The organism is Agrobacterium sp. CG674 (assembly GCF_053521645.1).
On the sequence record NZ_JBNWDZ010000001.1, the window covers coordinates 381309 to 406764 of the forward strand.

Consider the following 25456-nt stretch of genomic DNA (forward strand, 5'->3'; position numbering starts at 1 on the left):
TTTTTGGTGCCTGTCAATACTAAAAATTAACATTTCCACTTTTTTGGAACAAAAGCCTGTCGGGGCACGTTGGTTTTGCAAATAGAATAAAGGAATTACCAATGTCCAAAATGGTAAAACTGGTTACTCTCGCTGCAATAACCCTGGGCTTCTCGGCCGTCACGACGATCCCGGCCCATGCGCTCAGCGTCATCGCGCCCGCCTACGCGGAGCAGGCTCAGTCACAGGGCGAAGCCTATGATAGCACGCCTATTGCCTTTAGCAGCGGAGCCGCCGCAAGTGCGAGCGCCTCCAGCATGTCTTTATCGGCTGAGGAAATTCAGCACGTAACTTGGTGCGCTACCCGCTACCAGTCTTATCACGCAACCGACAACACCTATCAGACCAAGCAGGGCGCGCGCGCCGAGTGCCAGTCTCCATACTGATCAATCAATGCTCGGTTGAGCAGTATATTTACGCGGATTTCGACACAGGCTTGTGGGGCGTCTTATTCCACACAAATGGCTTATAACGCAGCTCGAAAACAGCCCGCCACGCCGCGGCTGAGAGCATCAGCCAGTAAATGGGCGTCGCCAGCCAGCGCCTGCCGACCAGACCTCTTTCATGATCAATCATCGCCCGCGTCCCCATCAGCAGGAAGACGGCATAGCTCGCGAACATGTTCAGCGTATCTACGGTCACTAGGGCAATTTGGGCAGGCGAGAAGGCCGCGAGACCTTCAAGCCAGACAGTGCGGCCAACCGATATCAGATAGATGATGAACAGCGGATGGGTGAGGGCAGACAGAAGCATGCCCCCGATGAGAAGCTGAAACACAAGATAGGCTTTCCAGCCCATTTCCTGCGCAATGGTCAGCGGTGAGCGCATCATCACCAGCCAGGTCTGCAGCCAGCCCTTGAACCAGCGGCTCCGCTGGGCCAGCCAGACAGAGAGGTCGGTCGGCGCATCCTCCAGCGTCTGATAGCTGATCACATCGGAATAATAGCCGAGCCTGTAGAGCCGCATGCCCAGATCCGCATCCTCGGTGACATTATACGGGTCCCATGCGCCCACCTTGCGTAGGATCGACGTTCGGAAATGGTTGGATGTGCCGCCGAGCGGGAGAGGCATCTTCATCCGGGCAAGCGTCGGCAACATGCGCCGGAACAGCGCTGAATATTCCAGAGAAAAAGATGAGGTGATCCAGGATGCATCGGGATTGCTGATGATGAGCGGTGCCTGAAGACACGCCAGGGTCTCGGAACCATTGCGAAACCGCGTATAGGCTTCGCGCAATTGCTTGGGGTGCGGTCTGTCTTCGGCATCGTAGATGGCAGTAAACTCGCCGCGCGCGCCTGAAAGCGCGTAGGTCAGGGCTTTCGGCTTCGTGCGCGGCAGCGATGGCGGCACGGTGACGATTTCGAAATGCGGGCCGGGGCGCATCTTCTGTATCGCAGCAATCGTGCCCTCGTCATCCGCTTCGCAGACAAGCTTGATGTCGAGGCGGGATCGGGGCCAGTCCATCCGGTCCAGTGCAGCCACGAGCTGTTCGACAACCGCCTCTTCACGGTAAAGCGCCACAAGGATCGTGTAGACGGGCAGCTCTTCCTCGCGAGATGTCTCAACCAACGCCAGTGTGCGCCTGTCCGGCTGAGATCGCAGCGGCAGAAGCCGAAACAGGATCGCAGCCATATAGAGTGCCGCAGTCACGATGTGCAGAAGATGAAACGTCATTGTGGGAGAGAGCAGCAGCGCGCCGATGAGAAGTGTGGCACCGACGCCAAGCAGAAAGCCCTGCTTGCCGTGCAAGGTGATGCGCGCCGAAAAATGCGGTGTCGCATCGAACAGGGCATTCACCGTCTGGCGCGTCCGCCGTTCGGCTCCGGCACGCCAAACCGCGTCTCGCAGGGCCGACGGCGTGGTCACAACCAGACCTGCAGAAAGACCGGGCGTCGTTTCCAACGCATGCTTCAAGCGCTCGATGCTGCTCACATCGGGAACGATGGCCATGTATGGTACGGCGTCGCGCGGCGTCATGCGCACCATGCGCGCCTCCAGCAGCTGAACATCCAGGGACGGCGTATCGGCGACCAGCGCCCCATCCAGCTGTGGTTCAAACGGCAAACGAAGATAGCGGGCGAAAGCGCCGAAATAGGAATCCTCCGTCACCATTCCACTGGAGATCACCTCCGCCTCGAAGGTGGAGCCGTTGCGCCGGGCGCGGGCGGAAAATGTCTCGATATAGGGCTTTCCAAGCCCCAGCGTCTTCAGAAACTCGGTTTCGGCACTGTCTGGTTGATGGCTGTCGATGCCGGATAAAAGACCGTCTTCGGACCGGTCACTGACAACAATATCACTCCTGACAAGCATCGCTTTTCGCGATTCTTGTGTATACTCATCAAAACGCAACGCCACTATCAACCACCGGTAAGGTGGTTGCCCCTAAATTCCCCGAGCGGATCATATCTATGCGCCTACCAGTTGCACCCGTAAAATTGATGGGTATTTTCACCGCTTTCGTCTGCGCGATCGGCCTTGGAAGTTCCCATCCTGCCCGTTCCGAAACTCTGGGGGAGGCCGGTCGCCTGCCTCTTTTGTTTGATAGCCAGGAGCGTCTGCCGGGGGCGGATCTTTCCACCGTTCCCCGCGTCCGGTTCCTGATGTCGGTTGATTTCCCGCCCTTCAATTTCACCGATCAGGATGGACGCCTGGCGGGTTTCCACGTCGATCTGGCCCGGGAAATCTGCGCGCAGCTGAAAGTCGAAAGCAAATGCCAGGTGCAGGCGCTGCCGTTTGATGAGCTGGAAGCCGCCGTGGAAATGGGTGAGGGCGAGGCCGTCATGTCCGGCATCGCATCCAGTGCGGATCTGCGCAAAAGCTTCAGCTTTACAAGACCTTATATCCTGCTGCCCGCCCGCTTCGCCATCAACAAGACGACGAAGCTCGAGGGCCAATCGGCCAATGCGCTGTCTGGCAGGAAGGTAGGCGTCGTCACCAATTCGCGGCACGAGGCCATGCTGAAAGCATTCTTCCCGACAGTTGTCGTCAACGGCTTCGATGGCTATGAGCCGATGTATGAGGCCTTGAAATCCGGCAAGATCGATGCGGTATTTGCCGATGGGCTGCGTTTGCCCTTCTGGGTTTCCGGCACGGCTTCAGCCGGTTGCTGCGCCCTGTTCGATGGCCCCTATATGTCGGATCGCTTCCTGGGTGAGGGCTTGTCGATCATGACCGTAGACCCCGAAAACAAGCTGGTTCCCGCCTTCGATCAGGCCCTTGCCGCCCTGTCGCGCAACGGCCGGCTGGAAGAGATTTACCGCCGCTATTTCCCGTACGGGTTGTTTTAATCCTGCAGATTACTGGCTCGCCCAGATGATGCGGGCCATCCATTCCACATCGGCAAGATCGAAGCTGCGATTGGGGTGTTCGGGGTTCAGCGAAAACAATTCGATGGTCTTGGCGGTCTGGCGCGCCAGCACCTTGGCCATGACCTCGCCATCCTTGCTTTTCACCACCACGCGGTCTCCCCGGCGCACCTGCGCGCCCGGCTCCACGATCAGCATATCGCCATCACGATAAAGCGGCATCATGCTGTCGCCCTGCACTTCGAGCGCATAAACGCCCGGACGGCTTGCAGGGGAGGCGGGAAAATCGACCACGTCCCAGCCCTGACCTGCGGGAAAGCCGCCATCATCGAAGAAGCCGCCGGAACCGGCCTGCGCAAAACCCAGCAGCGGAATGGCACCTGTCTGGGGCGGAAAATTGCCATCGGGCAGCGTATTCTTGCCCATATGGTTCATGGCGTAACCAAAAAACTGATCGACACTCGCGCCCGTTGCTTCCAGAACCTTTGCAATCGATTCCGTGGATGGCCAGCGCTGGCGCCCGTCCGGCCCCACCCGTTTGGATTTGTTGAACGATGTCGGGTCCAGGCCCGCCTTCCGCGCCAGGCCTGAAGGCGTCAACTGGTTACGGTCCGCAAGCGTATCGATCGCAGTCCAGATATTATCGTGTGACAGCATTTTGAACGGTCCGGATAGGGCGGCGGCGTCACGCTGCCCGCTTCACTATCAAATGAAATTTAGCCAAACACGATCAAAGAGTAAAGTAGAAAAAGGAATAAAATCCTTGTAAACTAAGCCACCATCGTCGGTGTGTTGATCTTCGAAAGCTGGATCACCGCCTGTGTGCGGCTGTCTACCTTCAATTTCAGCAATATTGCGGAGACATGGGCTTTGATCGTTGCTTCGGAAACGCCAAGCTCATAGGCGATCTGCTTGTTCAGCAGGCCTTCCCCCAACATGCCCAGCACACGGCTCTGCTGCGGCGTCAGCGTTCTTAAGCGGTGGATGAGGTCGGCCATATCGCGGTCCTGATCCTGCCCGGACTGACAGGATGCCGGTATCCACACATCGCCTTCCAGAACAGCGCGAATACCAGCGCGCATGTCTTCAATGCCGCAGGACTTGGAAATGAAGCCGGATGCGCCGAGTTCAATGGCGTGGCGCATGGTCGAAGGGTCGTCCGTGGCCGAAACGATGATGATGGGCAGGCTGGCGAATTCCGCCCGCAGCGCCATCAGGCCGGAAAACCCACTAACGCCCGGCATGGCAAGATCGAGCAGCAGAAGATCGGCATCGGGCTGGCGCTCCACAGCGCGCTTGGCCGCCTCGAAATCGCCAGCTTCGATGATTTTATTGTCGCCCTCAAGCCCTGTGACCGCCTGGCGCAACGCGCCGCGAAACAGAGGATGGTCGTCTGCAATGATGATGGTGAGCTGTGACATGCCTTACCCCCTCCCAAGAGCATTTCATGTAAACCTTATTGTTGGGGGAGTTTCGCCAAACGTCAAGCTCCACAAACCAAGGATTGTGTAAAATTTCGGCGCAACGCACGGTCTTGTGGGTTGTGATGCCAGCCGGTTCTGACAATCCGCAAAAAACAGTGCCGCACTGTGGACAAGCAAGGGCATTTGCGGCAAACCGCCCGCATATGAAGGAGACGCTGCATGTCTGAAACGCCCCCTGATATCGATAGCCCCGTCGTTTACAAAATCGTGCCATCGGCCCTTTGGCGCGAGGCCAAGGAGGCGGGTGTTTTCACGGGTGCTGCCATAGATCTCACGGATGGCTACATCCATTTTTCCACCGCAGCCCAGGTCAAGACAACGGCGCAGCTCCATTTTGCCGGTCAGGACGATCTTCTTCTGGTGGCGGTCGATGGTGGCGCGCTGGGCGATAAGCTCGTCTTTGAAGCCTCGCGCGGCGGCGATCTCTTTCCGCACCTCTACGCACCCCTGCCTTTCAGCGCCGTCCTGTGGGAAACACCGCTCACGCTGGATGATGATGGCGCACACCAGTTTCCGGAGATTGCATGATGAGTGGATTTTTTTCCCAGCTTGGCCGTCGCGGCCTGTTTTTGATGGACCCGGAAGTGGCCCATGGCATGTCGATCACGGCGCTGCGCAGCGGTTTCATTCCCACCTGCCATGTGCCGCATGATCCACGCCTGCAACAAACGGTGGCCGGGCTGGTCTTCCCCAATCCGCTAGGCATGGCGGCGGGTTATGACAAGAACGCAGAAGTGCCGGGCCCTCTTTTGAAGCTCGGCTTTGGTTTCACCGAAATCGGAACCGTGACGCCATATCCGCAATCGGGAAACCCGAAACCGCGTATTTTCCGGCTGGTGGAAAACGAGGCCGTCATCAATCGTCTGGGCTTCAACAATGAGGGCCACGCGGCGGCCTTAGCGCGCCTGTTTGCCGCCAACCTGCGCGGCATTGTCGGCGTCAATATCGGGGCGAACAAGGACAGCGACGACCGGATTTTGGACTATGTGAAGGGCATCGAAGCCTTCTCGTCCGTGGCATCCTATTTCACCGCCAACATTTCCTCGCCCAACACGCCGGGCCTGCGCGATTTGCAGGCACGTGAAAGCCTGTCGGCGCTTCTGGCGGCTGTGCTTCAAAAGCGCGACGCGGAAGCGCAAAAGCTGAACCGCGCCATTCCCGTCTTCCTCAAGATCGCGCCTGATCTGACCGAAGAAGGGCTGGATGATATCGCCGCTGAGGTTCTCGCCCATAATCTCGATGGCCTGATAGTGTCCAACACCACGCTGTCACGCACGGGTCTCATGCCTGGTCAGAACAACCACGAAACCGGCGGCCTTTCCGGCAAGCCGCTATTTGACCTTTCGACCACGGTGCTGGCCAAGATGCGCAAACGCGTCGGCCCCGCACTGCCCATCATCGGGGTTGGCGGCGTGTCATCGGCTGAAACAGCATTGGAGAAGATCAAGGCGGGTGCCGATCTGGTGCAGCTTTATTCCAGCATGGTCTATGGAGGCCCAGCGCTTCCCGGTAGAATCGTGCGCGGGCTTTCCACTCTGGTTGAGCGTGATCGGGTCAGCAATATCCGCGACCTGCGCGATAGCACTGTCGACACATGGGCGGATCGGGCGCTTTAAGCCCGATCGTAACCTTTAATAATTACCTGCAAAGCACCATCGCCCAATAGGGGCGGTTCCTGGCGGCGGCATCATAGGCAACGGCAACGCCAAGGCCGCCATAATTGCCCAGCATGTTTTCCAGATGGTGGGGAGAGCCGATCCAGGCTTTGACGACACGCTCGACCGTATCCTGACCCGCAGCCACATTCTCAGCGGCAGGCAGGGGCACATTGCCCTCTTTCATGCGAATGAGAAAACTGTCCGTGAGACCGATGAGATGCGCCATTTTCTGCGCCTTCACCATGCGGCTGGCCTGATAGAGCGCGGCCTGTTGCGCGGCACTATTGGCACTGAGCGTTCCCAAGCCTTTGGAGCGGCGAAGCTCGTTGACCATGGGCAGCGCCGCTGCAGTTTCATCCCGCGCACCTGAGGCGATGCCCTTGTTGGTGGGCCGCGAAACGCAGGCGGAAAGGGCGGCGCTGGCGCCAACCAGCACAAAGCCGCGCCGGGAAAGCGAAAAGACAGATTGTTGGGTCATGTTAGCGGCGGAAGCTCAAAAGGCGAAGGATGATGAAGACAGGAATGACGATGACCGCGCCTGCCAGCAGGTAGTCGCCAATGCTGCCCAAAGCGCGGAAGCCGCTGTGCCAGATGTCGAGAATGAAATCGCGCACGCCAGAGATGATGTTCCAGGGCGTCAGGCCGAAAACCGCCATGACGAAACCCACGATCAGCGACACGACGAGCAATTTGATGATCGTCCGCGCCACACTATCACCCAGCACCTTATCGACTTCACCAGCCATCAGCAAATCTCCTAAACTTAAGCCAAGACATATGAAGCCAGGCACCACTATGCAAGCGATGACGCAGTCTCTGCGCCATAATTGCCTTTGCCATGAAATAGGACTTGAGTTTTTTTGTGGCCTGATGAAAGACAGCCCACCTCTTTCAGGAAAGTGCTGATGGCCCCAAACCAGTTTTCGTCCGGCGATGCCATCGCAGACCGGCGCGCCGATTACGCCCGGATGCTCGGCGAAAGCGGAGATCACGCCGCTGCGGCAGAGTTGATGGAGCAAGCGTTGGAACTGGTGCCCTCATGGGCGGCGGGCTGGGTGCAACTGGGAGATTATTGCGACAAGGCTGGCCAGATCGACAAGGCCATTGCGGCCTACCAGACCGTAGACGGGCTGGATCCGGATGGCATTTTCGCAGCCCCTCTGAAACTGGCGGTGCTGGGTGCTGTAGAGACACCGGAACAGCCGCCGAGCGCCTATGTCGAAGGCCTGTTCGATGATTATGCCGAGCGTTTCGAAACATCGCTGGTGAAAAAGCTTGACTATAGCGTGCCGCAAAAGCTGGCGGCCTTGATCGACACGGCAAGACCCCAAAGCGGCAAATTTGCCTGCGTGGTCGATATCGGCTGCGGCACCGGTCTTCTGGGTGTAGAAATCCGGCAATGGGCGGCAAGGCTGGAAGGCTTCGATATTTCCGCAAACATGCTGGCCAAGGCACATGAAAAAGCGATCTATCACCATCTGGCGCAGGCCGATCTTTCGCTAGCCTCAGAAGCCTCGGGCCTCTTTGCCGATGATCTGCCGCGCCACCGTGCAGACCTCGTCGCTGCTGCCGATGTCATGATGTATCTGGGCAGTCTGGAAACGGTCATGCCGCTGGTGGTGGAGCTGCTTGCGCCGGAAGGTACCTTTGCCTTTTCGGTGGAGGATGCTGAAGATGCCGATGGTTTTGTGCTGCGGCCATCCCTGCGCTATGCCCACTCGCAATCCTATGTCTGCGGCCTGCTGGCAGCATCCGGGCTGGAAATTCTGACTATTGAGAAAACCACCATTCGCAAGGATGCCGGAAAACCCCTCGGTGGCATTCTGTTTCTTGCCAGAAAACCCGCCTGATCTTTTCGTTTCTTGCCTTTTGATCGATAGGTCAGCCTTGCTTACATATCGATATTGAAACGCTGCCTATTGCGGTGCAAAATGGCCTACATCGAGCGACCCATCCGGCGGATACGTGACGCGTCGATGCAGTTCCATTTTGGGGTAGCGCATATGGCATTCACGAGAAGCGTTTATGGCATGTGGAGTGCCGATCCGGCCAAGCACGCACCGTTGGAAGATATTCAGGGCATCGTCACCGGCAGCATCGTCTCGGCACTCGGCTTCTATATGCTGGCCAAGGTCGGGCTGCTCACCGGCGGCACGGCGGGCGTGGCCTTTCTCATCCATTACGCTTTCGGCATCAGCTTTGGCCTCATGTTCTTCCTCGTCAATCTGCCCTTCTATTACCTGTCCTTCCGGCGGCTTGGGCTGGCCTTCTCGCTCAAAACCTTCATCGCCATCGGTCTCGTTTCGGTGCTGACGGAGCTCGAAAGCCGCTGGATGGTGATTGAAAGCATCAACCCGCTCTGGGCCGCACTTCTGGGTGGGCTGCTTCTGGGCTACGGACTTCTGGCGCTTTACCGGCACCGCGCAAGCCTTGGCGGCATCGGCATTCTGGCGATTTATATTCAGGACCGTTTCGGCATTCGCGCCGGTCTCATCCAGCTTGCCTTCGATAGCTGCGTCATGATCGCCGCCTTCTTCGTCATCGATCCCGCAACGGTTGGTTATTCCATCGTCGGTGCCTTCGTTCTCAACCTCTTCCTCGCCATCAACCACCGCTCGGATCGCTATATCGTCGTGCGCTGATCCCTTGAGTTTTTTGTGAACTCTGCGCAAAGAGTGGCAACGCCAAGCGGGGACCATGATGAGCGACACGGCAGAACAAAAACGAATGAGGTTTTGGGCATCGACCCCTGAGCGCCATTCCGCGCTGGAAGACGCGCAGGGCGTGGTTTCAGGCAGCATGCTCATATCGCTCGGCGTCATTCTTTTGTCGGGCGGCGGGCTGTTGACGGGTGGCGTCGTGGGCGTCGCGTTTCTGCTGCATTACGCAACCGAGATCAGCTTCGGCCTTCTCTTCTTCCTCGCCAACCTGCCATTTTATTATATCGCGCTGCGACGTCTGGGCCTTGCCTTCACGCTCAAAACCTTCTGCGCCGTGGCGCTGACGGCACTGCTATCGGAATATCTTCCGCATTTCATCCCCTTGCAAAGCGTCAATCCCATCGTCGCTGCGCTCTTCGGCGGGCTCACGGTTGCGGCGGGCATGATGGCGCTGTTTCGCCACCGCGCCAGCCTTGGCGGCTTTGGAATAGTTGCGCTCTACATTCAGGATCGTTTCGGGGTCCGTGCCGGTCTCGTTCAGCTTGCCTTTGATTGCACCGTCCTGTTCTGCTCGTTCTTCGTGGCGACGCCGCTCATCATCGTCTGCTCCATTCTCGGTGCGCTGGTCATGAACTTGGTTATCGCCATCAACCACCGGAAAGACCGTTATATCGCGGTGTGAGGCCCTTCTTTTTCGGCTGGCTTTCACTACTTTAGGGGTGTGAAACACATAGAGCCTCCCATGTCCGGCCAAGATGTCGGCAGCCTGCCTTTAGCTTTCCAGACATGGTTCGGGCAAAAGGGCTGGAGCCCCCGCGCCCACCAGTTGGAACTTGCCGCCCGCGCCAGAGCCGGCGAAAACATGCTGCTGATTGCGCCCACGGGTGCCGGCAAGACGCTCGGCGGCTTCATGGCATCGCTGACGGATTTGGCTGAGCGCGGCAAGGTGCCGCCCGGTTCTGCCTTTGTCGGCGTGCACACGCTCTACATTTCACCGCTGAAGGCGCTGGCTGTCGATATCGAGCGCAACCTGATGAAGCCGGTGTCGGAGATGGGCCTGCCGATTTCGGTGGAAACCCGCACCGGCGACACGCCTCAGTCCAAGCGTCAGCGCCAGAAGGTCAAGCCACCGGATATCCTGCTGACAACACCGGAACAGGTCTCGCTGCTGCTGGCCAGCAAGGAAGCGGAGCGTTTCTTCAAGGACCTGAAATTCGTGGTGCTGGATGAGCTGCACTCGCTCGTCACCTCCAAGCGCGGGCATTTGCTGGCGTTGGCCTTGGCGCGGGTGCGCAAACACGCGCCCGCCATGCGCACCATCGGCCTGTCCGCCACCGTTGCCGACCCCATGGATTTGCAGCGCTATCTCAGCCCGCAAGCGGAAGGCCAGCCCGTCGCTGGCCTCATCACCGTGGATGGCGGGGCCAAGCCCGATATTGCCATTTTAACCACCGAAGAGCGCATTCCCTGGTCCGGTCATTCGGCGCGCTATGCCACGCAGGATCTCTATCCGGCACTGAAAGCCCACAAGACGACGCTGATTTTCGTCAACACCCGCTCGCAGGCTGAACGCATCTTTCAGGAACTCTGGACGATCAACGACGACAACCTGCCCATTGCCCTGCATCACGGCTCGCTAGATGCGGGCCAGCGGCGCAAGGTGGAAGCCGCCATGGCGGAGAACAAGCTGCGCGCCGTCGTCGCCACCTCAACGCTCGATCTCGGCATCGACTGGGGCGATGTCGATCTCGTCGTGCATATTGGCGCACCCAAGGGCGCAAGCCGCCTTGCCCAGCGCATTGGCCGCGCCAACCACCGCATGGATGAGCCCTCCAAGGCCATCCTCGTTCCGGCCAATCGATTCGAGGTCATGGAATGTCGTGCAGCACTGGACGCCAATTATGTCGGCGCGCAGGATACGCCACCCATTGCCGAGGGTGCGCTGGATGTGCTGGCCCAGCACGTGCTGGGCATGGCCTGCGCCGAACCCTTCGATGCAGACGAGCTGTACCGGGAAGTCACCACCGCATCGCCCTACGCATCGCTGCCACGCGATACCTTTGACCGGATCGTCGATTTCACCGCAACCGGCGGCTATGCGCTGCGCACCTATGAGCGATACGCCCGCATCCGCCAGACGAAAGATGGGTTGTGGCGCGTGTCCAACCCGCAGGTCGCCATGCAGTACCGGCTCAATCTCGGCACCATTGTCGAGGCCGCCGAGCTGAATGTGCGCATGGTCAAGCGCAATGCCAAGGGCACAATCGGGCGCGGTGGCATGACGCTGGGCAAGGTCGAGGAATATTTCCTCGAGCAGTTGGTGCAGGGCGATACGTTTCTGTTTGCGGGCAAGGTGCTGCGGTTCGAAGGGATCCGTGAGAGCGAATGTCTGGTCAGCCAGGCGTTCTCGATGGACCCGAAAATCCCGTCCTATGCGGGCGGCAGGTTTCCTTTGTCCACCTATCTGGCTGATCAGGTGCGCTCCATGCTGGCCGATCCGGCCCGCTGGGGTGCCCTGCCGGATCAGGTCCGCGACTGGCTGGCCATCCAGAAGGAAAAGTCCGTCATCCCCAAGCGCGATGAGCTACTGGTCGAGACATTTCCGTTCCGCAAGCGCTTCTTCATGGTCATGTATCCCTTCGAGGGGCGGCTGGCCCACCAGACGCTGGGCATGCTGTTGACGCGGCGGCTGGAGCGGGCAGGCGCGAAACCCATGGGCTTCGTCGCCACCGATTATTCGCTGGCCATCTGGGCGCTGGAAGATTTGGGCATGCGCCTGCAATCGCGCCGCCTGTCGCTGACCGATCTTCTGGATGAAGACATGCTCGGCGATGATCTTGAGGCGTGGCTGGACGAATCCTTCATGCTGAAACGCACCTTCCGCAATTGCGCGATCATCTCAGGCCTTATCGAGCGCCGCCACCCCGGCAAGGAAAAGACCGGGCGGCAGGTCACGGTCTCTGCCGATCTTATTTATGACGTTCTTCGCAGCCATGAGCCCGATCACATCCTGTTGGAAGCCACGCGGCGCGATGCATCATCAGGACTTTTGGACATTGGCCGACTTGGCGATATGCTAAGGCGAATCAAGGGCCATACCACCCACTGCGCTCTGGAGCATGTGTCGCCGCTGGCCGTACCGGTCATGATGGAAATCGGGCGCGAGACGGTTGCAGGTCAGGCCATGGATGACGTGCTGGCCGAAGCCGCCGATGAACTGATCGCCGATGCGATGTCATAGAGCAATTCCAGCAAAAGTGGGAACCGGTTTTGCGTCCGGAATTGCGCCCTAGATATAGAAAGTAAGTGATACGTGCTGAGCCGACTTGCCCTGAGCGACAAATTTTCCAGTGGCTTCGAATGCCTTGGCTCGGAAACCGTCATCAACGGTGTTGCTGGCTGGTGCGATCCGCTGGGCGGGCTTTACCTGCCGGATCTGTCGGTGCTCGTCGTCTCGGATCTGCATCTGGAAAAGGGTGCGGCCTTTGCCCGGCGTGGCCGCATGCTGCCGCCCTACGACACCATCGCCACGCTCAAGATCCTGTCTTCGCTGATTACCCGTTATGATCCGAAGATCGTCGTCAGCCTTGGCGATAACTTCCATGATCGCATCGGATCAACGCATCTGCCCTTGTCCCTGCGCGAGGTTATCAAGGATATGGCCAAGGGCCGCGAGTGGGTCTGGATCAACGGCAACCATGATCCTGATGGCACTGTCGATCTGCCAGGCTCTTCAAGCGATGAGATGGTCTATGGCAACCTCATCTTCCGGCACGAGCCGAAGCTGGGTGCTTCACCCGGTGAAATTGCCGGTCACCTCCACCCCGCCGCCACCGTGCGCCGCCGCGACAAGTCGGTGCGCCGACCTTGCTTCGCCACCGATGGCACCCGCATGCTGATGCCGGCTTTCGGCGTGTTGAGCGGCGGTCTGGACCTGCGCCACAAGGCCATGCACGGCTTGTTCGACCATTCTGCGCTGGTCGCGCATATGCTCGGTCGTGACAGGATCTACTCGGTGCGGTTCGGAAACCTGCTGGGTTAGGCCTTAATCCCTGCGGAACAGAATACTGGCACCCCAGCCAGTAATCACGGCCAGAAGCACGCACAGAATGCCATAGACGACAGGCGTCTGGTGGGCGGCATCCGTTATGGCCTGCTCCATGCCGGTCTTGACCACGCGCAGCCGCAATTCCTTTTGCGCTATCGGCATGCCGCTTTTGAAGAGGTACGCGCGGGCGGTGTGGACGCCGTTCGGGACGTTGGCTGGCAGGCGCAGCGTGGCCCAGAACAGCCCGGTGCGTTCCAGCCGCACCCCCGTCGTGTCATTGCGATAAATGCCGCTCGACAGTTTCAGACGTCTATAGGCATCCTGAAAATCAAAGACATTGTCAGGCACGCCGGAAAACACAGCGCTGCGCAGCGGCAGATGGTCTACGCCGAGGCCCATTGCCTTCAGCGTTCCCGCCGTTGCGATATTATCGATGCTTCGGGTGCTGGCCATGGAATAGGATTCCGGCAGCGGCGCAAAGGTAATGGCGCTGGTGTTGATCCAGATGCCAGCCACCCGGCTTTTCTTGCGCACGGTGGAATATTCGTTGGGGCCTTCCAGCGTCACCACAATGTCGTACTGGCCGATGGCCAGCAGCAGCTGGTCGGCATTGTTCAGCGCGCCGAACATGGTGAAATCAGCACCGCGAAAATCCGAGGCGATGGAAATTTCCGAGGTCGATGCGCCGATCTCGATATTTTCCTGCAAGGTCCGCGCCTGCCCATTGGCATCCGGCAGAATGGCAAGCGGCGGCGTCTGCGCTGAGGCCTGCGTGCAGAAAAGGCCGAAAACGGCAGCAAGTAGGGCAGCGCGGATCAATATCCCAGCCCCCCAACAGCCACCGAAAACAGATCATCCGGCTTCAGCACCAGCGAAATCGCAAGCCGCACGCCAACAGCCAGAACCAGCAGCGCCAGCAGCGCGCGCAGCTGTTCGCCGCGCAGTTTCTGGCCCACCCGCACGCCATATTGCGCACCGACAACCCCCGCCAGCATCAGGATGAAGGCCAGCACAATATCGACGGAAAAATTCGTCGCCGCCTGAACGATGGTTGTATAGGCGGTGACGAAAATGATCTGGAACAGCGAGGTGCCGACAACCACGTTGGTGGGCACGCGCAGCAGATAGATCATGGCCGGAACCATGATGAAGCCGCCGCCGACACCCATGACCGAGGTCAATACACCGACGCCGAAACCCAAGACGATGATGGGAATGACGCTGAGATAGAGCTTCGATTTCTTGAAGCGCATCTTCCAGGGCAGGCGGTGCACCCAGTTGTGATGGCCGGGGCGGCGTAGCGTCACGGTCTCGTTTCGGGCGGCGCGGCGTATGGCCGAGATGCTTTCCTTCAGCATCAGCACACCAACGGTGCTGAGCAAAATGACGTAAAGCAACGAAATGATGAGATCGAGCTGGCCGATGCTGCGCAACAGCGTAAACAGCCACACGCCAACGGTTGCCCCGCACAGGCCGCCAATCAGCAACATGCCGCCCAGCTTCATATCCAGCGTTCCACGCCTGAAATGGCTGATGGATCCGGAAACGGAGGATGCTACGACCTGGTTTGCGCCGGTTGCCACGGCAACAACGGGGGGAATGTTGTAAAAGATCAAAAGAGGCGTGATGAGAAAACCGCCACCCACGCCGAACATGCCGGACAAAAAGCCCACGGCCGCGCCCATGCCGAGAATGATGAAAATATTCACCGATAGTTCTGCAATGGGCAGATAAACAGTCACATCAGGACCTCGGGCATGGTTCCGTGCAAAACAGCAAAGCCGCCTAGAGGCGGGCTTCACCACGAATGGGTGGTATCTGTCAAAAAATGGCGAAGGCTACAAGCCCTGCGACCTTCATCGGTCATGCCCGTGGTGGGCATGACTGTCAAACATTCAATGGCAAATACGTTGATATTTAGGAAAGATCGGTAAAGAGCCGATTTACTTGTTGCGAGCCAGCAACGCGGTCACCAGTTCGTCGGTAATGCGTCCGTCCGGCGTCTGGCCCACGGACTTCTGGAAGGACTTGATGGCAGTCACTGTGGCCGGGCCCAGCTTGCCGTCAGGTTCACCCGTCTTGAAGCCATTATTGTTGAGAATGGCCTGAATGTTGCGGATCGCCTTCTGCATGTCCACAGACGCTGTCTTCACCTCTTGTCCGCCGGTCCATTCGGCTGGCAGGTTCACGGTGTTGGCGTCGTCGTTCAGGGGTGTCACCTTCCACGCGTCAACCTTGGCCTTGGCTTCGGCCAGCTGCTCCGGACGCATGGCCTTGGCCACGTCGTCGCGCTTCTGGCCAGCATCGGCATCGCCATCACGGGCGGCAATGGCAAACCACTTGTAGGATTCCGGCAAGCTCTGCAGAACGCCGCTGCCGCGTGCGTAGAGAATGGCGAGGTTGAACTGGCTGTCACGAACGCCAAGGTTCGACGCTTCGACGAACCAATGGGCAGCCGCTGTAATATCGGGGGCACCGGCAGCGTCGGATGCGAGCAGAACGGCCAGGTTGTGCATGGCGCCCGCATTGCCCTGATTGGCGGCCAGCTGGTAGTAGCGCTTGGCCTCGCCCAGATTGCGGTCTACGCCGTTTGCCTTCTCATACATGTTGCCCAGGCGGTATTGCGCGAGCGCAAAGCCACGGTCGGCAGAAAGCTTGTACCACTTTGCAGCTTCCACACGGTTAGTGGCAACGCCGCGACCTTCGGTGTAGCGAGCACCGATCTCGAACAATGCCTGCCTGTCGCCCTTTGCGGCGGCATCGACAAGAGATTGCGGTGCAATGCCTGCAGGCACGGCAATGGCGGCTTCGCCAAGGGTCTGCTGCTGGGGCTCGGCCTGTGGTGCGGCGGGTGCCTGTTCAGGCGCCGACAACGCCGCGATATCGGTTCCGGCAGATGGCGCGGGTGCTTCCACCGCTGGCGCTTCATCGGGCAGGGGCGCACCGCCAATCGGGCGCGTGTCGATCAGAGGCGGGTTCCTGTCGGCATCGGCTTGCATCCGTTCGCCAGCGGCGCGGGCGCTTTCATCCATCGCGCTATCGGATGGCACGGTAACAGCTGGCGCTTCAAGGGAGGGTTTCGGCTGTTCCTGAGCGGCGGTCAGGGCCGAGACTTCGCCACCGGTCGCAGCTTCGGTCGCAACCGTGGCGGGCTTGGTGTCGCCACTGACCAGAGACTTGATAACGGGCATGGCCATCATCGCCAGCAGAATAGCGCCTATGCCCAGAAGCAGCGGGCGGCGGTAGCGCGAAAGAGCCGAACCTGCCTTGTCGCTGGATGGCTTGGCGCGCAGGGCGCGCGAGGCGGAACCGCGCTCAGGCGCAGATTCCTGCGCGGCAGCCTGGGCTGCACGCCGGGCGGCGGCGATAAAGTCGGCGCGGCTGTCGGTGTCGCCAGTGCCGGAACGGGCAGCGGCGGTCTGGCTGGCGCGCACGCGCTCCAGAATTTTCTTGATATCGGGCGCACCGGAGCCTGGCTCAAGCAACTCGGTATCCATGTCGGACTGAAGCGTGTCGATCGGGTCGAGGGCAGGTGCGGGATCAACCTGTGTGCGAGCGGAAGCCTGCGGCTCTTTCTCGGTCTTGGCGGCACTGGAGCGGAAACGGCGCGTCAACCCAGCCAGAAGGCCGCGCGGCTCTTCATCGGCAGGCTTTGCAGCTTCCGGCGGCGTCAGCGTCTCTGTCTCATGGCCCATCTCGGCCATCAGGCCAGACTGGGTCTCGAACGCATTGTGCTCAGTCTTGATCAGGCCATCTTCTGGAAAGGTGGCGGCTGGCATCTGCGCGATGCTGTCATAGTCTGCCCAGTTGCGATCAGAATCCGCTGTCGCAGGGGCGGCTGGCGAACGCGGTGCACTGCGATTGTCGAGATTGTCGAGACGACCGGCAATCTGAACCAGCGTTTCATGCAGCGCTTCAAAGGTGCGGTGTGTGCGCTCTTCGGTGTTGCGGCTCAGACCTTCCAGCTTGCGCAGGTCGTTGGCAAGCTCGGTCAGAATGGCAATGTCGGAACTGCTGGCGGTCTGCGCCAGATTGTTGCGCGAATGCGCTTCCAGCACAGCTTCCGCCGCCTGACGGGCAGCTTCGATGATATATTCGTCGCTCGACGCCATATAGTCTTCGATGGCCGACATGCGCTGGTCGAGTTCCGGCGACATGGCGGTCGCGTCGGACGCTACCGGAGCCTTGGTCTCATCAAGCCTTGCGGCAATTTCGCCCAGACGCTCTTCAAGCCGTGTGAAGGCCGTGTCGTAGGACGGGTTCCGGTCGGAAGAAGACCGCGTTTCGATCTGCTCGATGCGGCGCGCAATCTTCTCCAGCCGCTCGCCCAGCTTGTCATTGACGGCACCGCTGCCCAGCTCATCGATCTTGCGGGAAATATCGGTCAGAAACGCGGTCAGTTCCGGCTGGCTGGATGGCCTCTGCGAGCGTTCCATCAACAGCGAAAGCTGGTCCAGCCGCTCGCTCAGCTGCGAGACGCTACGCTCGGTAGACAGTTCCTCGATGCGGCTTGTCAGCTTGTCCAGCCGCGCACCCAGCGCGTCGGAAGGCTTGGCCCGCTCGGCGGCGTCTTCTTTCAATGTGTCGATCTGGGCCGATAGCGCGCTCAGGCGGTTTTCCAGCCGCTCGGTGAGTGTCGCGTCGATGGCTGCGGCAGAGCGGCTTCCGGCAACGGAAATAGCCCGGCTCATCTCTTCCAGACGCTGATCAAGACCGGAGAAATGCTCGCCCAAAGCCTGGTTGGGCGGCAGCATGTGCTTGCCCATCTGCTCGACAGCACCGGCGATGGTGATAAGCTTTTCTTCCAGCGCACGGATATTGCCCTGGCCGCCCATTGAACCCAGCTGGGTCTTGATGTCATCCAGACGGTAGGCGAGCGATACGATTTCATCCTGAAGCGGAGCGGTATCGAATTCGCGCAGCCTGTCATCCACGCTGTTGAAACGCTGTTCCATGCGCTGCATGCTGGTTTCGCGGGCAACCTGATCCATCAGGCTGCGCAATTCCTCAAACTCGCTGCGCAGCGCCTCGCCATCGGGCGATGTCGTTTCGCCCATGCGCTCGATGCTGGCCGCCAGCCGTGCGACATCCTCACGGATATCCTCGGCAAAATCCTGTGTTTCGGCAAAGGTTCTGATATTGCGCAGCTCGGAACGCACACCCTGCATTTCGCGGGCAACGCCCTCGGAAATCTCGTGCTTCAGTTCCTGGCGCATGCTGACCAGCGCCTCGGCCACTTCACGCAGGGCCGCATCGCCCTGATTGGCTTGCGGCATTGCGCGCTCGTAACGGGCGGTCGGGCGCGGGCGCTGCGGCGGAATGGCTGTCGAGGCACGGTAATCGCGCTCGCTGTAGCGCCTATCCACGTCACGAGGGGCCATATCACGGACGTCCATGTCGCGCTCTGCATGCAGATCCGCGCCGCGCGGCGCCTCGGCCTGCTGGCGCTCCCAACGGGCATCGAGCGCCTTCTGGCGCTGGCGAATTTCATTAACGGGGTCGAAACGCGGATTTTCAGGCCTTGCGCCGCTTCCGGTCATGTCAGCGCGACGGTTCGTGGCCTCATAGGCAGGATTTTCATGAGATGGGCGCGCAGGCTTGGCACCCAGAAGATCCTCAATCCGGGCTTCCAGGCCTTCAATTGTGCGGTTGAGCGCATCCAGAGACGATCTGTCACTATGATCCTGGGAATTTGATCGCACTCGGTTCATCTTGCTGCCCGCTTCATCGTTGCCCGGTTATCTGCATGTCCCTTGGCCAGTTGGCGGGGGCGTGCAGTGGTCATTGTATTGGCTACAGGAACCGCGCGATTCTCGAAGCAGCCCCTGAGGATGAACAATTGCCGAATTGTGGTTAACAATTTGTTAATTAGTTTTTTCTGTTTTAACCGTTTCTTTAGTATTGGCCTTGCGCGGGGCTTGCCGCAGAGCGCGCTTTGTATACTCTAGGTAGAGATATCCGCGTTCCAAAACGCATGAAAATGTCATTTGACGTTTACGCGCACGTCAAATATTGTGACCTCATAATTGGCCGGAATATTCCGGCGCGGTGCGGAGGATCATCGGAATGCCTGTATACAAGGCCCCTGTCAAAGACACGCTTTTCATACTCAACGACGTGCTCGGCATAGAGCGCTACAACAATCTCCCCGGTTTCGAGGACGCAACGCCCGACATGATCGAGGCTATCACCGGCGAAGCGGCAAAGCTTGCCGAGGAGCAGCTTTTCCCTCTGAACTGGTCTGGCGATCAGCAGGGCTGCAAGCGCGCCGAAGATGGTTCCGTCTCGGTGCCGGATGGTTTCAAGCAGGCCTATGATGCCTATTGCGAAGGCGGCTGGACGGGTCTTGCCGTGCCGCCGGAATATGGCGGGCAGGGTCTTCCCTATACGCTGCACGCGGCAATCGGCGAATATATGTCGTCTGCCAACCTGTCGCTGATGATGTATCCGGGCCTGACGCAGGGCGCGATTGCCGCCATTCTCGTGCACGGTTCGGATGCGCAGAAGCAGACCTATCTGCCGAAGATGGTAGAAGGCACATGGTCCGGCACCATGAACCTGACGGAGCCCCATTGCGGCACCGATCTGGGCCTGCTTCGCACCAAGGCCGTGCCGCAGGGCGATGGCTCCTACAAGCTGTCCGGCCAGAAGATCTTCATCTCGGCTGGCGAACATTCCATGACGGACAATATCATCCATCTGGTGCTCGCCCGCATCGAAGGCGCGCCTGAGGGCACCAAGGGTATTTCGCTCTTCATCGTGCCGAAATTCCTCGTCAATGATGATGGCTCGGTCGGCAGCCGCAACGGTGTGGTCTGCGGTGCGCTTGAGCACAAGATGGGCATTCACGGCAATGCCACCTGTGTCATGAACTATGATGACGCGACCGGCTACCTCATCGGCGCAGAAAACAAGGGCCTTTCGGCCATGTTCGTGATGATGAACGAGGCACGTCTGGGCGTTGGCCTTCAGGGTCTTTCCGTCAGCGAAATCGCCTATCAGAATGCCGTGGAATATGCCCGCGAGCGTATTCAGGGCCGCTCTCTCTCCGGCGTCAAGGCACCGGAAAAGAAAGCCGATCCGATTATCGTTCACCCCGATATTCGCCGCACCCTCATGACCATCCGTGCCTTCAACGAAGCTGGCCGTGCCTTCCTTTTGTGGTCGGCTCTGCAATCGGATATCGCCCATCGTTCGAGCGATGAAAAGGAACGTCAGGCGGCGGATGATCTGATCGGCCTCGTGACGCCGATCCTCAAGGGCGTGCTGACAGACAAGGGCTTTGACCACGCGGTCATGGCGCAGCAGGTCTATGGCGGCCACGGCTATATCGAAGAACACGGCATGAGCCAGTATGTGCGCGATGCCCGCATCACCATGATCTATGAGGGTGCCAACGGCATTCAGGCTCTGGATCTCGTCGGTCGCAAGCTGGGCCTCAATGGTGGCCGCGCCGTCATGGCGCTGTTCAAAGAAATCGGCGATTTCTGCGAGGAAAACCGCGCTGATGAAGCCCTCACGCTTTACACCAAGGGCCTCAAGAAAGGCCTGAACGACCTGCAGGCCGCCACCATGTGGTTCATGCAGCATGCCATGGCAAAGCCAGACAATGCCGGTGCCGGTTCTACCGATTACATGCACCTCTTCGGCCTCGTCGTGCTGGGCTACATGCAGGCCCGCATGGCCAAGGCAGCGCAGGTGGCCTTGGCCTCCGGTTCCGCCTCAGACGAGGTGTTCCTCAAGACCAAGCTGGTCACTGCGAAGTTCTTCATGGAGCGCCTCATGCCGGAAACGGCCCTGCGCAAGACCCGCATCGAAGCAGGAAGCGACACGATGATGGAACTGGCTGCGGAAGCCTTTTAAGAATTACGGCATTCGCGTGCCGAGAGGCACATGCCGACAGGGAGATGAGAAAATGACTGACGTTTATATCTACGATCACGTCCGCACCCCGCGCGGACGCGGCAAGAAGGACGGATCGCTGCACGAAGTGCCGTCCGTTCGCCTTGCTGCCAAAACGCTGGAAGCCATCCGTGATCGCAACGGGCTCGACACATCCACCGTCGATGACATCATCATGGGCTGCGTCGATCCGGTCATGGATGCGGGCGCTGTTATCGCCAAGGGTGCGGCTTTCGAGGCCGGTTATTCCACCAAGGCACCGGGCATGCAGATTTCGCGCTTTTGCGCGTCGGGTCTCGATGCCATCAATTTCGCGGCTGGCAAGATTGCCGCCGGTGCCGATGAGATCGTCATTGCGGGCGGTGTTGAAAGCATGTCGCGTGTCGGCATGGGCATGTCGGGCGGTGCCTGGTACATGGACCCATCCGTCAGCTTCCCAGCCTATTTCATGCCGCAGGGCGTGTCTGCCGATCTCATCGCCACCAAATACGGCTTTACCCGTGATGACGTGGACGCCTTTGCTGTCGAAAGCCAGAAGCGCGCCGCGCATGCATGGGAAAACGGATACTTCAAGAACTCCGTCATTCCGGTGAAGGACCAGAACGGCATCACCATCCTCGACCGCGATGAGCATATGCGTCCCGGCACGGATATGCAGACGCTTGCCTCGCTCAACGCATCCTTCCAGATGCCGGGCGAAATGGGTGGCTTTGAAGCTGTTGGCATCATGGCGCACCCAGAAGTGGAGCGCATCACCTATGTCCACCATGCGGGCAACTCTTCCGGCATCGTCGACGGTGCAGCGGCTGTTCTGGTTGGCTCCAAGGCGGGCGGCGAGAGCATGGGGCTGAAGCCCCGCGCGCGCATCCGCTCCTTCGCCAATATCGGCTCCGACCCGGCGCTGATGCTGACCGGACCTGTCGATGTCACTGAAAAGCTTCTGGCCAAGACCGGCATGTCGATTGCCGATATCGACCTCTTCGAACTCAACGAAGCCTTCGCCGCCGTGGTGCTGCGCTATCTCCAGGCCTTCGACATCAGCCACGACAAGATGAACGTGAACGGCGGAGCGATCGCCATGGGTCACCCGCTGGGTGCCACCGGCGCGATGATCCTCGGCACAGTTCTGGATGAGCTGGAACGCCGCGATCTCAACACCGCACTGGTCACGCTCTGCATTGGCGCGGGCATGGGCACGGCAACGGTTATCGAGCGGGTTTGAAACGTCGCGGTCGAGGCCGAAACGATCCCTCCGTCAGCCCAAGGGTTGAGGAGGTGAGCGGAGCGGCCACAGAAATTCAGGGAAGAGGAATCCCCATATGAGCACCTATACCAATTTCACCCTCGAGACAGATGCAGATGGCATCGCGCTCGTCACCTGGGATATGCCGGAAAAATCCATGAACGTCTTCACAGCCCAGGTGCTGGAAGAACTGGACGCCGTCATCGACGCCACGGTTGCGGATGCGAGCGTCGAAGGCGTGGTCTTCACATCAGGCAAAGCCACATTCTCAGGCGGCGCAGACCTGTCGATGATCAAGTCCATGTTCTCCTTTTACCATGAGGAGAAGGAAAAGAACCCGGATGAAGCCGCCAAGAAGCTGTTTGATCTCGTCGGCAAGATGAACTGGCTGTACCGCAAGCTGGAAACCAACGGCAAGCCATGGGTCTCGGCCATCAACGGCACCTGCATGGGTGGCGCGCTGGAACTGTCGCTGGCCTGCCATGGCCGTGTGGTTTCCAATGCCAAGAGCGTCAAGTTGGCGCTGCCGGAAATCAAGGTCGGCATTTTCCCCGGTGCCGGCGGCACGCAGCGCGTCTCGCGCCTCACCGACGCGCAGTCCGCACTTCAGATGATGACGACAGGCCAGTCTCTCACGCCAAGCCGCGCCAAGGCCATGAACCTCGTTCATCAGGTGGTGGAGCCGGATCAACTGATCCCCGCGGCCAAGCAGATGATCAAGGATGGGCTGAAGCCCGTTGCCCCGTGGGATGAGAAGGGCTTCAAGGCCCCCGGTGGCGGCATCTGGACGCCCGCTGCCGCCCAGCTCTGGCCCGCAGCCCCTGCCATTTTGCGCCGCGAAAGCGCTGGCAACTATCCGGCAGCACTTGCCATTCTCAAATGCGTCTATGAAGGCCTGCAATTGCCCTTCGACACCGCCTTGAAGGTCGAGCAGCGTTATTTCACGGAAATCCTTCGCTCGAAGGAAGCCTTTGCGATGATCCGCTCGCTGTTTATCTCCATGCAGGAACTGGGCAAGGGCGCACGCCGCCCCGCCGGTCAGCCCAAGAGTGATCTCAGCCACGTGGGCGTTGTCGGTGCCGGTTTCATGGGCGCATCCATCGCCTATGTCACAGCCGTTGCCGGTCTGGATGTCACCCTCATCGACCGTGACGACGAAGCAGCCGCCAAGGGTAAGACAACCTGCGAAGGTCTGGTGAAGGATAGCGTCACCAAGGGCCGCATGACGCAGGAAGAGGGTGCCGCCATCCTCGCTCGCATCACGCCAAGCTCTGACTATGCCTCGCTCAAAACCGCAAATCTTGTGATCGAAGCCGTCTTTGAAGACCGCGACGTGAAGAAGGGCGTGATCGAGGCGGTCGAAGCCGTTCTGCCAGAAGGTGCGATCTTCGCTTCCAACACGTCAACCCTGCCCATCACCGGTCTTGCGCAGAACTCCAAGCGCCCGAACGATTTCATCGGCATCCACTTCTTCTCGCCGGTCGAGAAGATGATGCTGACCGAGGTCATCCTCGGGAAGGAAACAGGCGACAAGGCTCTGGCCGTCGCGCTGGATTATGTCGCAAAGATCAAGAAGACGCCGATTGTCGTCAATGATACGCGCGGTTTCTTCGTCAATCGCTGCGTGCTGCGTTACATGGCCGAAAGCTATGAAATGCTGATAGAAGGCGTACCCGCCGCCATGATCGAGAATGCCGCGAAATTCGCCGGCATGCCGGTTGGCCCTCTCGCCCTCAACGATGAAGTCGCCATCGATCTGTCCTACAAGATCCTCAAAGCCACCGTTGCAGATCTGGGCGACAAGGCGGTGGATGTCAGACATATGGAACTGGTCAAGAAGATGGTCGAAGGCGAGGGCCGCTTTGGCCGGAAGAACGCCAAGGGCTTTTATGACTATCCGGCAAAGCCCGCCAAGAAGTCTCTCTGGCCCGGCCTGAAAGACCTCTATGCGCAGAAAAAGCCTGAAGATGTTGATATGGAAGTGCTAAAACAGCGTTTCCTCGTCACCATCGCGCTGGAAGCCGCCCGCACGGTTGAAGAGGGCATCGTGACCGATCCCCGTGAAGCCGATGTCGGCTCCATTCTCGGCTTCGGCTTTGCGCCTTACACGGGCGGCGCGCTCTCCTATATCGATGGCATGGGCGTGAAGACCTTCGTGGCGCTGGCAGAGAAGCTGTCGCAGACCTATGGCCCGCACTTCAAGCCAACCCCGCTGCTTCAGGATATGGCCGCCAAGGGCGAAACCTTCTATGGCCGCTTCGACCCCTATGGACTTGCCGCGCAAGCCGCATAATGCCGCACTGATACTGCAAATCGACAGGCCCTCCGGGGCCTGTTTTTGTTTTCAGATGCAGGATGCTGTATCGAGGCCCACCAATAATGGCTATCAACAGAAATGCGTGATCGATATTCTCGTTAATCTCATTAACCGCGCTAATATTATTATTCAGTACTTCGTATTATTCAATTTCCAGACAATAAAATTGCACTTATATCGAAATTAAAGGCGAATAATGCAGCCATTGCTGCGTCAGAAGTCGCGCCCTGATCCCGGAGGATTTATCCATGAAAAGAATACTGTTTGCTGCTGCCATCGCTCTCGCCCCCTTCTTTGCCCAGGCTGAAACACTAAAATTTCCGAGTGATGCGCCCATCGCATCGGTGAAAATTCCCGATGACTGGGGTCCGAAAGAAACCGAAACCGGCATCGACGCCACATCGCCTGATACCGCCATCTATTTCTCCATCGATGTCGCCAGCGACAAAAGCATGGATAAGGTCATCGAAGATGCCATCAAATTCCTCGTCGACAATGGCGTGGAGATTGATGCGAAAAGCCAGAGTGATTCCGGCGATGTCGAAATCAACGGCATGACGTTTGGAAGCATCGAATTCGACGGCGTCGATGCAGATGGCCCGGTGGAAGTCTCCCTCGGCTTCGCCTCGCCCAAGGAAGGCAAGATGCTGGTCGTGACTTATTGGGGCACAAAGGCCACGCAGGACGCTCACAGCGAGACGCTGGTCAGCATTCTGCAGTCGCTCAAGCCGGTTAAATAGCAATCACCATTGCAGCGCCCTCATCATCTCGGGCGCTGCAATGCCTGTCTTGCGCCCTGT

At 59.2% G+C, this 25456-nt stretch carries 21 protein-coding genes; 13 read left to right on the forward strand and 8 right to left on the reverse strand.

Features of this window, described 5'->3' with window-relative positions; all coding sequences use genetic code 11:
- The first annotated feature begins 101 nt into the window (after positions 1-101).
- On the forward strand, positions 102-425 hold the full coding sequence (locus ACQZ51_RS01880; protein WP_448774810.1) for a BA14K family protein: 324 nt from the start codon (positions 102-104) through the stop codon (positions 423-425).
- Between the two features lie 28 nt (positions 426-453).
- Here ACQZ51_RS01880 and ACQZ51_RS01885 read toward each other — a convergent pair whose 3' ends face one another.
- Complete coding sequence (locus ACQZ51_RS01885) at positions 454-2349, reverse strand: glycosyltransferase family 2 protein (protein WP_448774811.1); 1896 nt, start codon at positions 2347-2349, stop codon at positions 454-456.
- Between the two features lie 215 nt (positions 2350-2564).
- On the opposite strand from ACQZ51_RS01885, the gene ACQZ51_RS01890 reads away from it, so the two are divergent.
- Positions 2565-3326: a transporter substrate-binding domain-containing protein gene (locus ACQZ51_RS01890; protein ID WP_448775723.1), complete on the forward strand. Its 762-nt coding sequence runs from the start codon at positions 2565-2567 to the stop codon at positions 3324-3326.
- A 9-nt stretch (positions 3327-3335) separates the two neighbouring features.
- Here ACQZ51_RS01890 and ACQZ51_RS01895 read toward each other — a convergent pair whose 3' ends face one another.
- Together ACQZ51_RS01895 and ACQZ51_RS01900 are read right to left on the reverse strand one after the other, a co-directional pair.
- Positions 3336-4001 carry a S24 family peptidase gene (locus tag ACQZ51_RS01895; protein ID WP_448774813.1) on the reverse strand — a complete coding sequence of 222 codons (666 nt, stop codon included), beginning with the start codon at positions 3999-4001 and terminating at the stop codon, positions 3336-3338.
- 113 nt (positions 4002-4114) lie between these two features.
- The gene (locus tag ACQZ51_RS01900) at positions 4115-4765 is read right to left on the reverse strand and encodes a response regulator (protein WP_448774814.1); all 651 of its coding nucleotides are present in this window, start codon (positions 4763-4765) and stop codon (positions 4115-4117) included.
- A gap of 222 nt (positions 4766-4987) precedes the next feature.
- On the opposite strand from ACQZ51_RS01900, the gene ACQZ51_RS01905 reads away from it, so the two are divergent.
- Complete coding sequence (locus ACQZ51_RS01905) at positions 4988-5356, forward strand: DUF952 domain-containing protein (protein WP_042617967.1); 369 nt, start codon at positions 4988-4990, stop codon at positions 5354-5356.
- Positions 5356-6444: a quinone-dependent dihydroorotate dehydrogenase gene (locus tag ACQZ51_RS01910; protein ID WP_448775725.1), complete on the forward strand. Its 1089-nt coding sequence runs from the start codon at positions 5356-5358 to the stop codon at positions 6442-6444. The genes ACQZ51_RS01905 and ACQZ51_RS01910 overlap by 1 nt, the downstream gene beginning before the upstream one ends.
- 22 nt (positions 6445-6466) lie before the next feature.
- On the opposite strand, the gene ACQZ51_RS01915 is transcribed toward ACQZ51_RS01910, so the two are convergent.
- Both ACQZ51_RS01915 and ACQZ51_RS01920 read right to left on the reverse strand, forming a co-directional pair.
- On the reverse strand, positions 6467-6964 hold the full coding sequence (locus tag ACQZ51_RS01915) for a CAP domain-containing protein (protein ID WP_448774815.1): 498 nt from the start codon (positions 6962-6964) through the stop codon (positions 6467-6469).
- A gap of 1 nt (position 6965) precedes the next feature.
- Positions 6966-7232 carry a DUF6460 domain-containing protein gene (locus tag ACQZ51_RS01920; protein ID WP_448774817.1) on the reverse strand — a complete coding sequence of 89 codons (267 nt, stop codon included), beginning with the start codon at positions 7230-7232 and terminating at the stop codon, positions 6966-6968.
- Between the two features lie 159 nt (positions 7233-7391).
- Between ACQZ51_RS01920 and ACQZ51_RS01925 the strand changes: the two genes are divergently transcribed.
- From ACQZ51_RS01925 to pdeM, 5 genes are all read left to right on the forward strand, one after another.
- Positions 7392-8336 (forward strand): methyltransferase domain-containing protein, encoded by a 945-nt coding sequence (locus ACQZ51_RS01925; RefSeq protein WP_448774819.1) that lies wholly within the window; start codon positions 7392-7394, stop codon positions 8334-8336.
- Positions 8337-8516: 180 nt separating this feature from the next.
- Positions 8517-9128 (forward strand): YitT family protein, encoded by a 612-nt coding sequence (locus tag ACQZ51_RS01930; RefSeq protein ID WP_448775727.1) that lies wholly within the window; start codon positions 8517-8519, stop codon positions 9126-9128.
- Positions 9129-9186: 58 nt separating this feature from the next.
- Entirely contained in the window at positions 9187-9828 is a 642-nt protein-coding gene (locus ACQZ51_RS01935) for a YitT family protein (RefSeq protein ID WP_448774820.1), read from the forward strand.
- A gap of 60 nt (positions 9829-9888) precedes the next feature.
- On the forward strand, positions 9889-12387 hold the full coding sequence (locus tag ACQZ51_RS01940; RefSeq protein WP_448774822.1) for a ligase-associated DNA damage response DEXH box helicase: 2499 nt from the start codon (positions 9889-9891) through the stop codon (positions 12385-12387).
- A 72-nt stretch (positions 12388-12459) separates the two neighbouring features.
- A complete protein-coding gene (gene pdeM, locus ACQZ51_RS01945) occupies positions 12460-13188 on the forward strand; it encodes a ligase-associated DNA damage response endonuclease PdeM (RefSeq protein ID WP_448774824.1) in 729 nt (242 codons plus the stop codon).
- A gap of 3 nt (positions 13189-13191) precedes the next feature.
- On the opposite strand, the gene ACQZ51_RS01950 is transcribed toward pdeM, so the two are convergent.
- From ACQZ51_RS01950 to ACQZ51_RS01960, 3 genes are all read right to left on the reverse strand, one after another.
- Positions 13192-14016: a TIGR02186 family protein gene (locus ACQZ51_RS01950; RefSeq protein WP_162196027.1), complete on the reverse strand. Its 825-nt coding sequence runs from the start codon at positions 14014-14016 to the stop codon at positions 13192-13194.
- The gene (locus ACQZ51_RS01955) at positions 14010-14936 is read right to left on the reverse strand and encodes a sulfite exporter TauE/SafE family protein (RefSeq protein ID WP_448774826.1); all 927 of its coding nucleotides are present in this window, start codon (positions 14934-14936) and stop codon (positions 14010-14012) included. Before ACQZ51_RS01955 ends, ACQZ51_RS01950 begins: the two co-directional genes overlap by 7 nt.
- 201 nt (positions 14937-15137) lie before the next feature.
- Entirely contained in the window at positions 15138-18905 is a 3768-nt protein-coding gene (locus tag ACQZ51_RS01960) for a peptidoglycan-binding protein (protein ID WP_448774828.1), read from the reverse strand.
- A gap of 355 nt (positions 18906-19260) precedes the next feature.
- On the opposite strand from ACQZ51_RS01960, the gene ACQZ51_RS01965 reads away from it, so the two are divergent.
- The 4 genes from ACQZ51_RS01965 to ACQZ51_RS01980 all read left to right on the forward strand — a co-directional run bounded on the left by ACQZ51_RS01965 (position 19261) and on the right by ACQZ51_RS01980 (position 25396).
- Positions 19261-21057 carry an acyl-CoA dehydrogenase C-terminal domain-containing protein gene (locus ACQZ51_RS01965; protein WP_448774830.1) on the forward strand — a complete coding sequence of 599 codons (1797 nt, stop codon included), beginning with the start codon at positions 19261-19263 and terminating at the stop codon, positions 21055-21057.
- 52 nt (positions 21058-21109) lie between these two features.
- On the forward strand, positions 21110-22318 hold the full coding sequence (locus ACQZ51_RS01970) for an acetyl-CoA C-acetyltransferase (protein WP_042617978.1): 1209 nt from the start codon (positions 21110-21112) through the stop codon (positions 22316-22318).
- Between the two features lie 97 nt (positions 22319-22415).
- Positions 22416-24632 (forward strand): FAD-dependent oxidoreductase, encoded by a 2217-nt coding sequence (locus tag ACQZ51_RS01975; RefSeq protein WP_448774831.1) that lies wholly within the window; start codon positions 22416-22418, stop codon positions 24630-24632.
- A 272-nt stretch (positions 24633-24904) separates the two neighbouring features.
- A complete protein-coding gene (locus tag ACQZ51_RS01980) occupies positions 24905-25396 on the forward strand; it encodes a histidine kinase (protein ID WP_448774833.1) in 492 nt (163 codons plus the stop codon).
- Positions 25397-25456 lie beyond the last annotated feature (60 nt).

Coding starts and splice junctions, on each gene's coding strand:
- ACQZ51_RS01880 (WP_448774810.1), top strand. CDS start 102: ATGTCCAAAATGGTAAAACTGGTTACTCTCGCTGCAATAACCCTGGGC.
- ACQZ51_RS01885 (WP_448774811.1), bottom strand. CDS start 2,349: ATGCTTGTCAGGAGTGATATTGTTGTCAGTGACCGGTCCGAAGACGGT.
- ACQZ51_RS01895 (WP_448774813.1), bottom strand. CDS start 4,001: ATGCTGTCACACGATAATATCTGGACTGCGATCGATACGCTTGCGGAC.
- ACQZ51_RS01900 (WP_448774814.1), bottom strand. CDS start 4,765: ATGTCACAGCTCACCATCATCATTGCAGACGACCATCCTCTGTTTCGC.
- ACQZ51_RS01905 (WP_042617967.1), top strand. CDS start 4,988: ATGTCTGAAACGCCCCCTGATATCGATAGCCCCGTCGTTTACAAAATC.
- ACQZ51_RS01910 (WP_448775725.1), top strand. CDS start 5,356: ATGAGTGGATTTTTTTCCCAGCTTGGCCGTCGCGGCCTGTTTTTGATG.
- ACQZ51_RS01915 (WP_448774815.1), bottom strand. CDS start 6,964: ATGACCCAACAATCTGTCTTTTCGCTTTCCCGGCGCGGCTTTGTGCTG.
- ACQZ51_RS01920 (WP_448774817.1), bottom strand. CDS start 7,232: ATGGCTGGTGAAGTCGATAAGGTGCTGGGTGATAGTGTGGCGCGGACG.
- ACQZ51_RS01925 (WP_448774819.1), top strand. CDS start 7,392: ATGGCCCCAAACCAGTTTTCGTCCGGCGATGCCATCGCAGACCGGCGC.
- ACQZ51_RS01930 (WP_448775727.1), top strand. CDS start 8,517: ATGTGGAGTGCCGATCCGGCCAAGCACGCACCGTTGGAAGATATTCAG.
- ACQZ51_RS01935 (WP_448774820.1), top strand. CDS start 9,187: ATGAGCGACACGGCAGAACAAAAACGAATGAGGTTTTGGGCATCGACC.
- ACQZ51_RS01940 (WP_448774822.1), top strand. CDS start 9,889: ATGTCCGGCCAAGATGTCGGCAGCCTGCCTTTAGCTTTCCAGACATGG.
- ACQZ51_RS01960 (WP_448774828.1), bottom strand. CDS start 18,905: ATGAACCGAGTGCGATCAAATTCCCAGGATCATAGTGACAGATCGTCT.
- ACQZ51_RS01965 (WP_448774830.1), top strand. CDS start 19,261: ATGCCTGTATACAAGGCCCCTGTCAAAGACACGCTTTTCATACTCAAC.
- ACQZ51_RS01970 (WP_042617978.1), top strand. CDS start 21,110: ATGACTGACGTTTATATCTACGATCACGTCCGCACCCCGCGCGGACGC.
- ACQZ51_RS01975 (WP_448774831.1), top strand. CDS start 22,416: ATGAGCACCTATACCAATTTCACCCTCGAGACAGATGCAGATGGCATC.
- ACQZ51_RS01980 (WP_448774833.1), top strand. CDS start 24,905: ATGAAAAGAATACTGTTTGCTGCTGCCATCGCTCTCGCCCCCTTCTTT.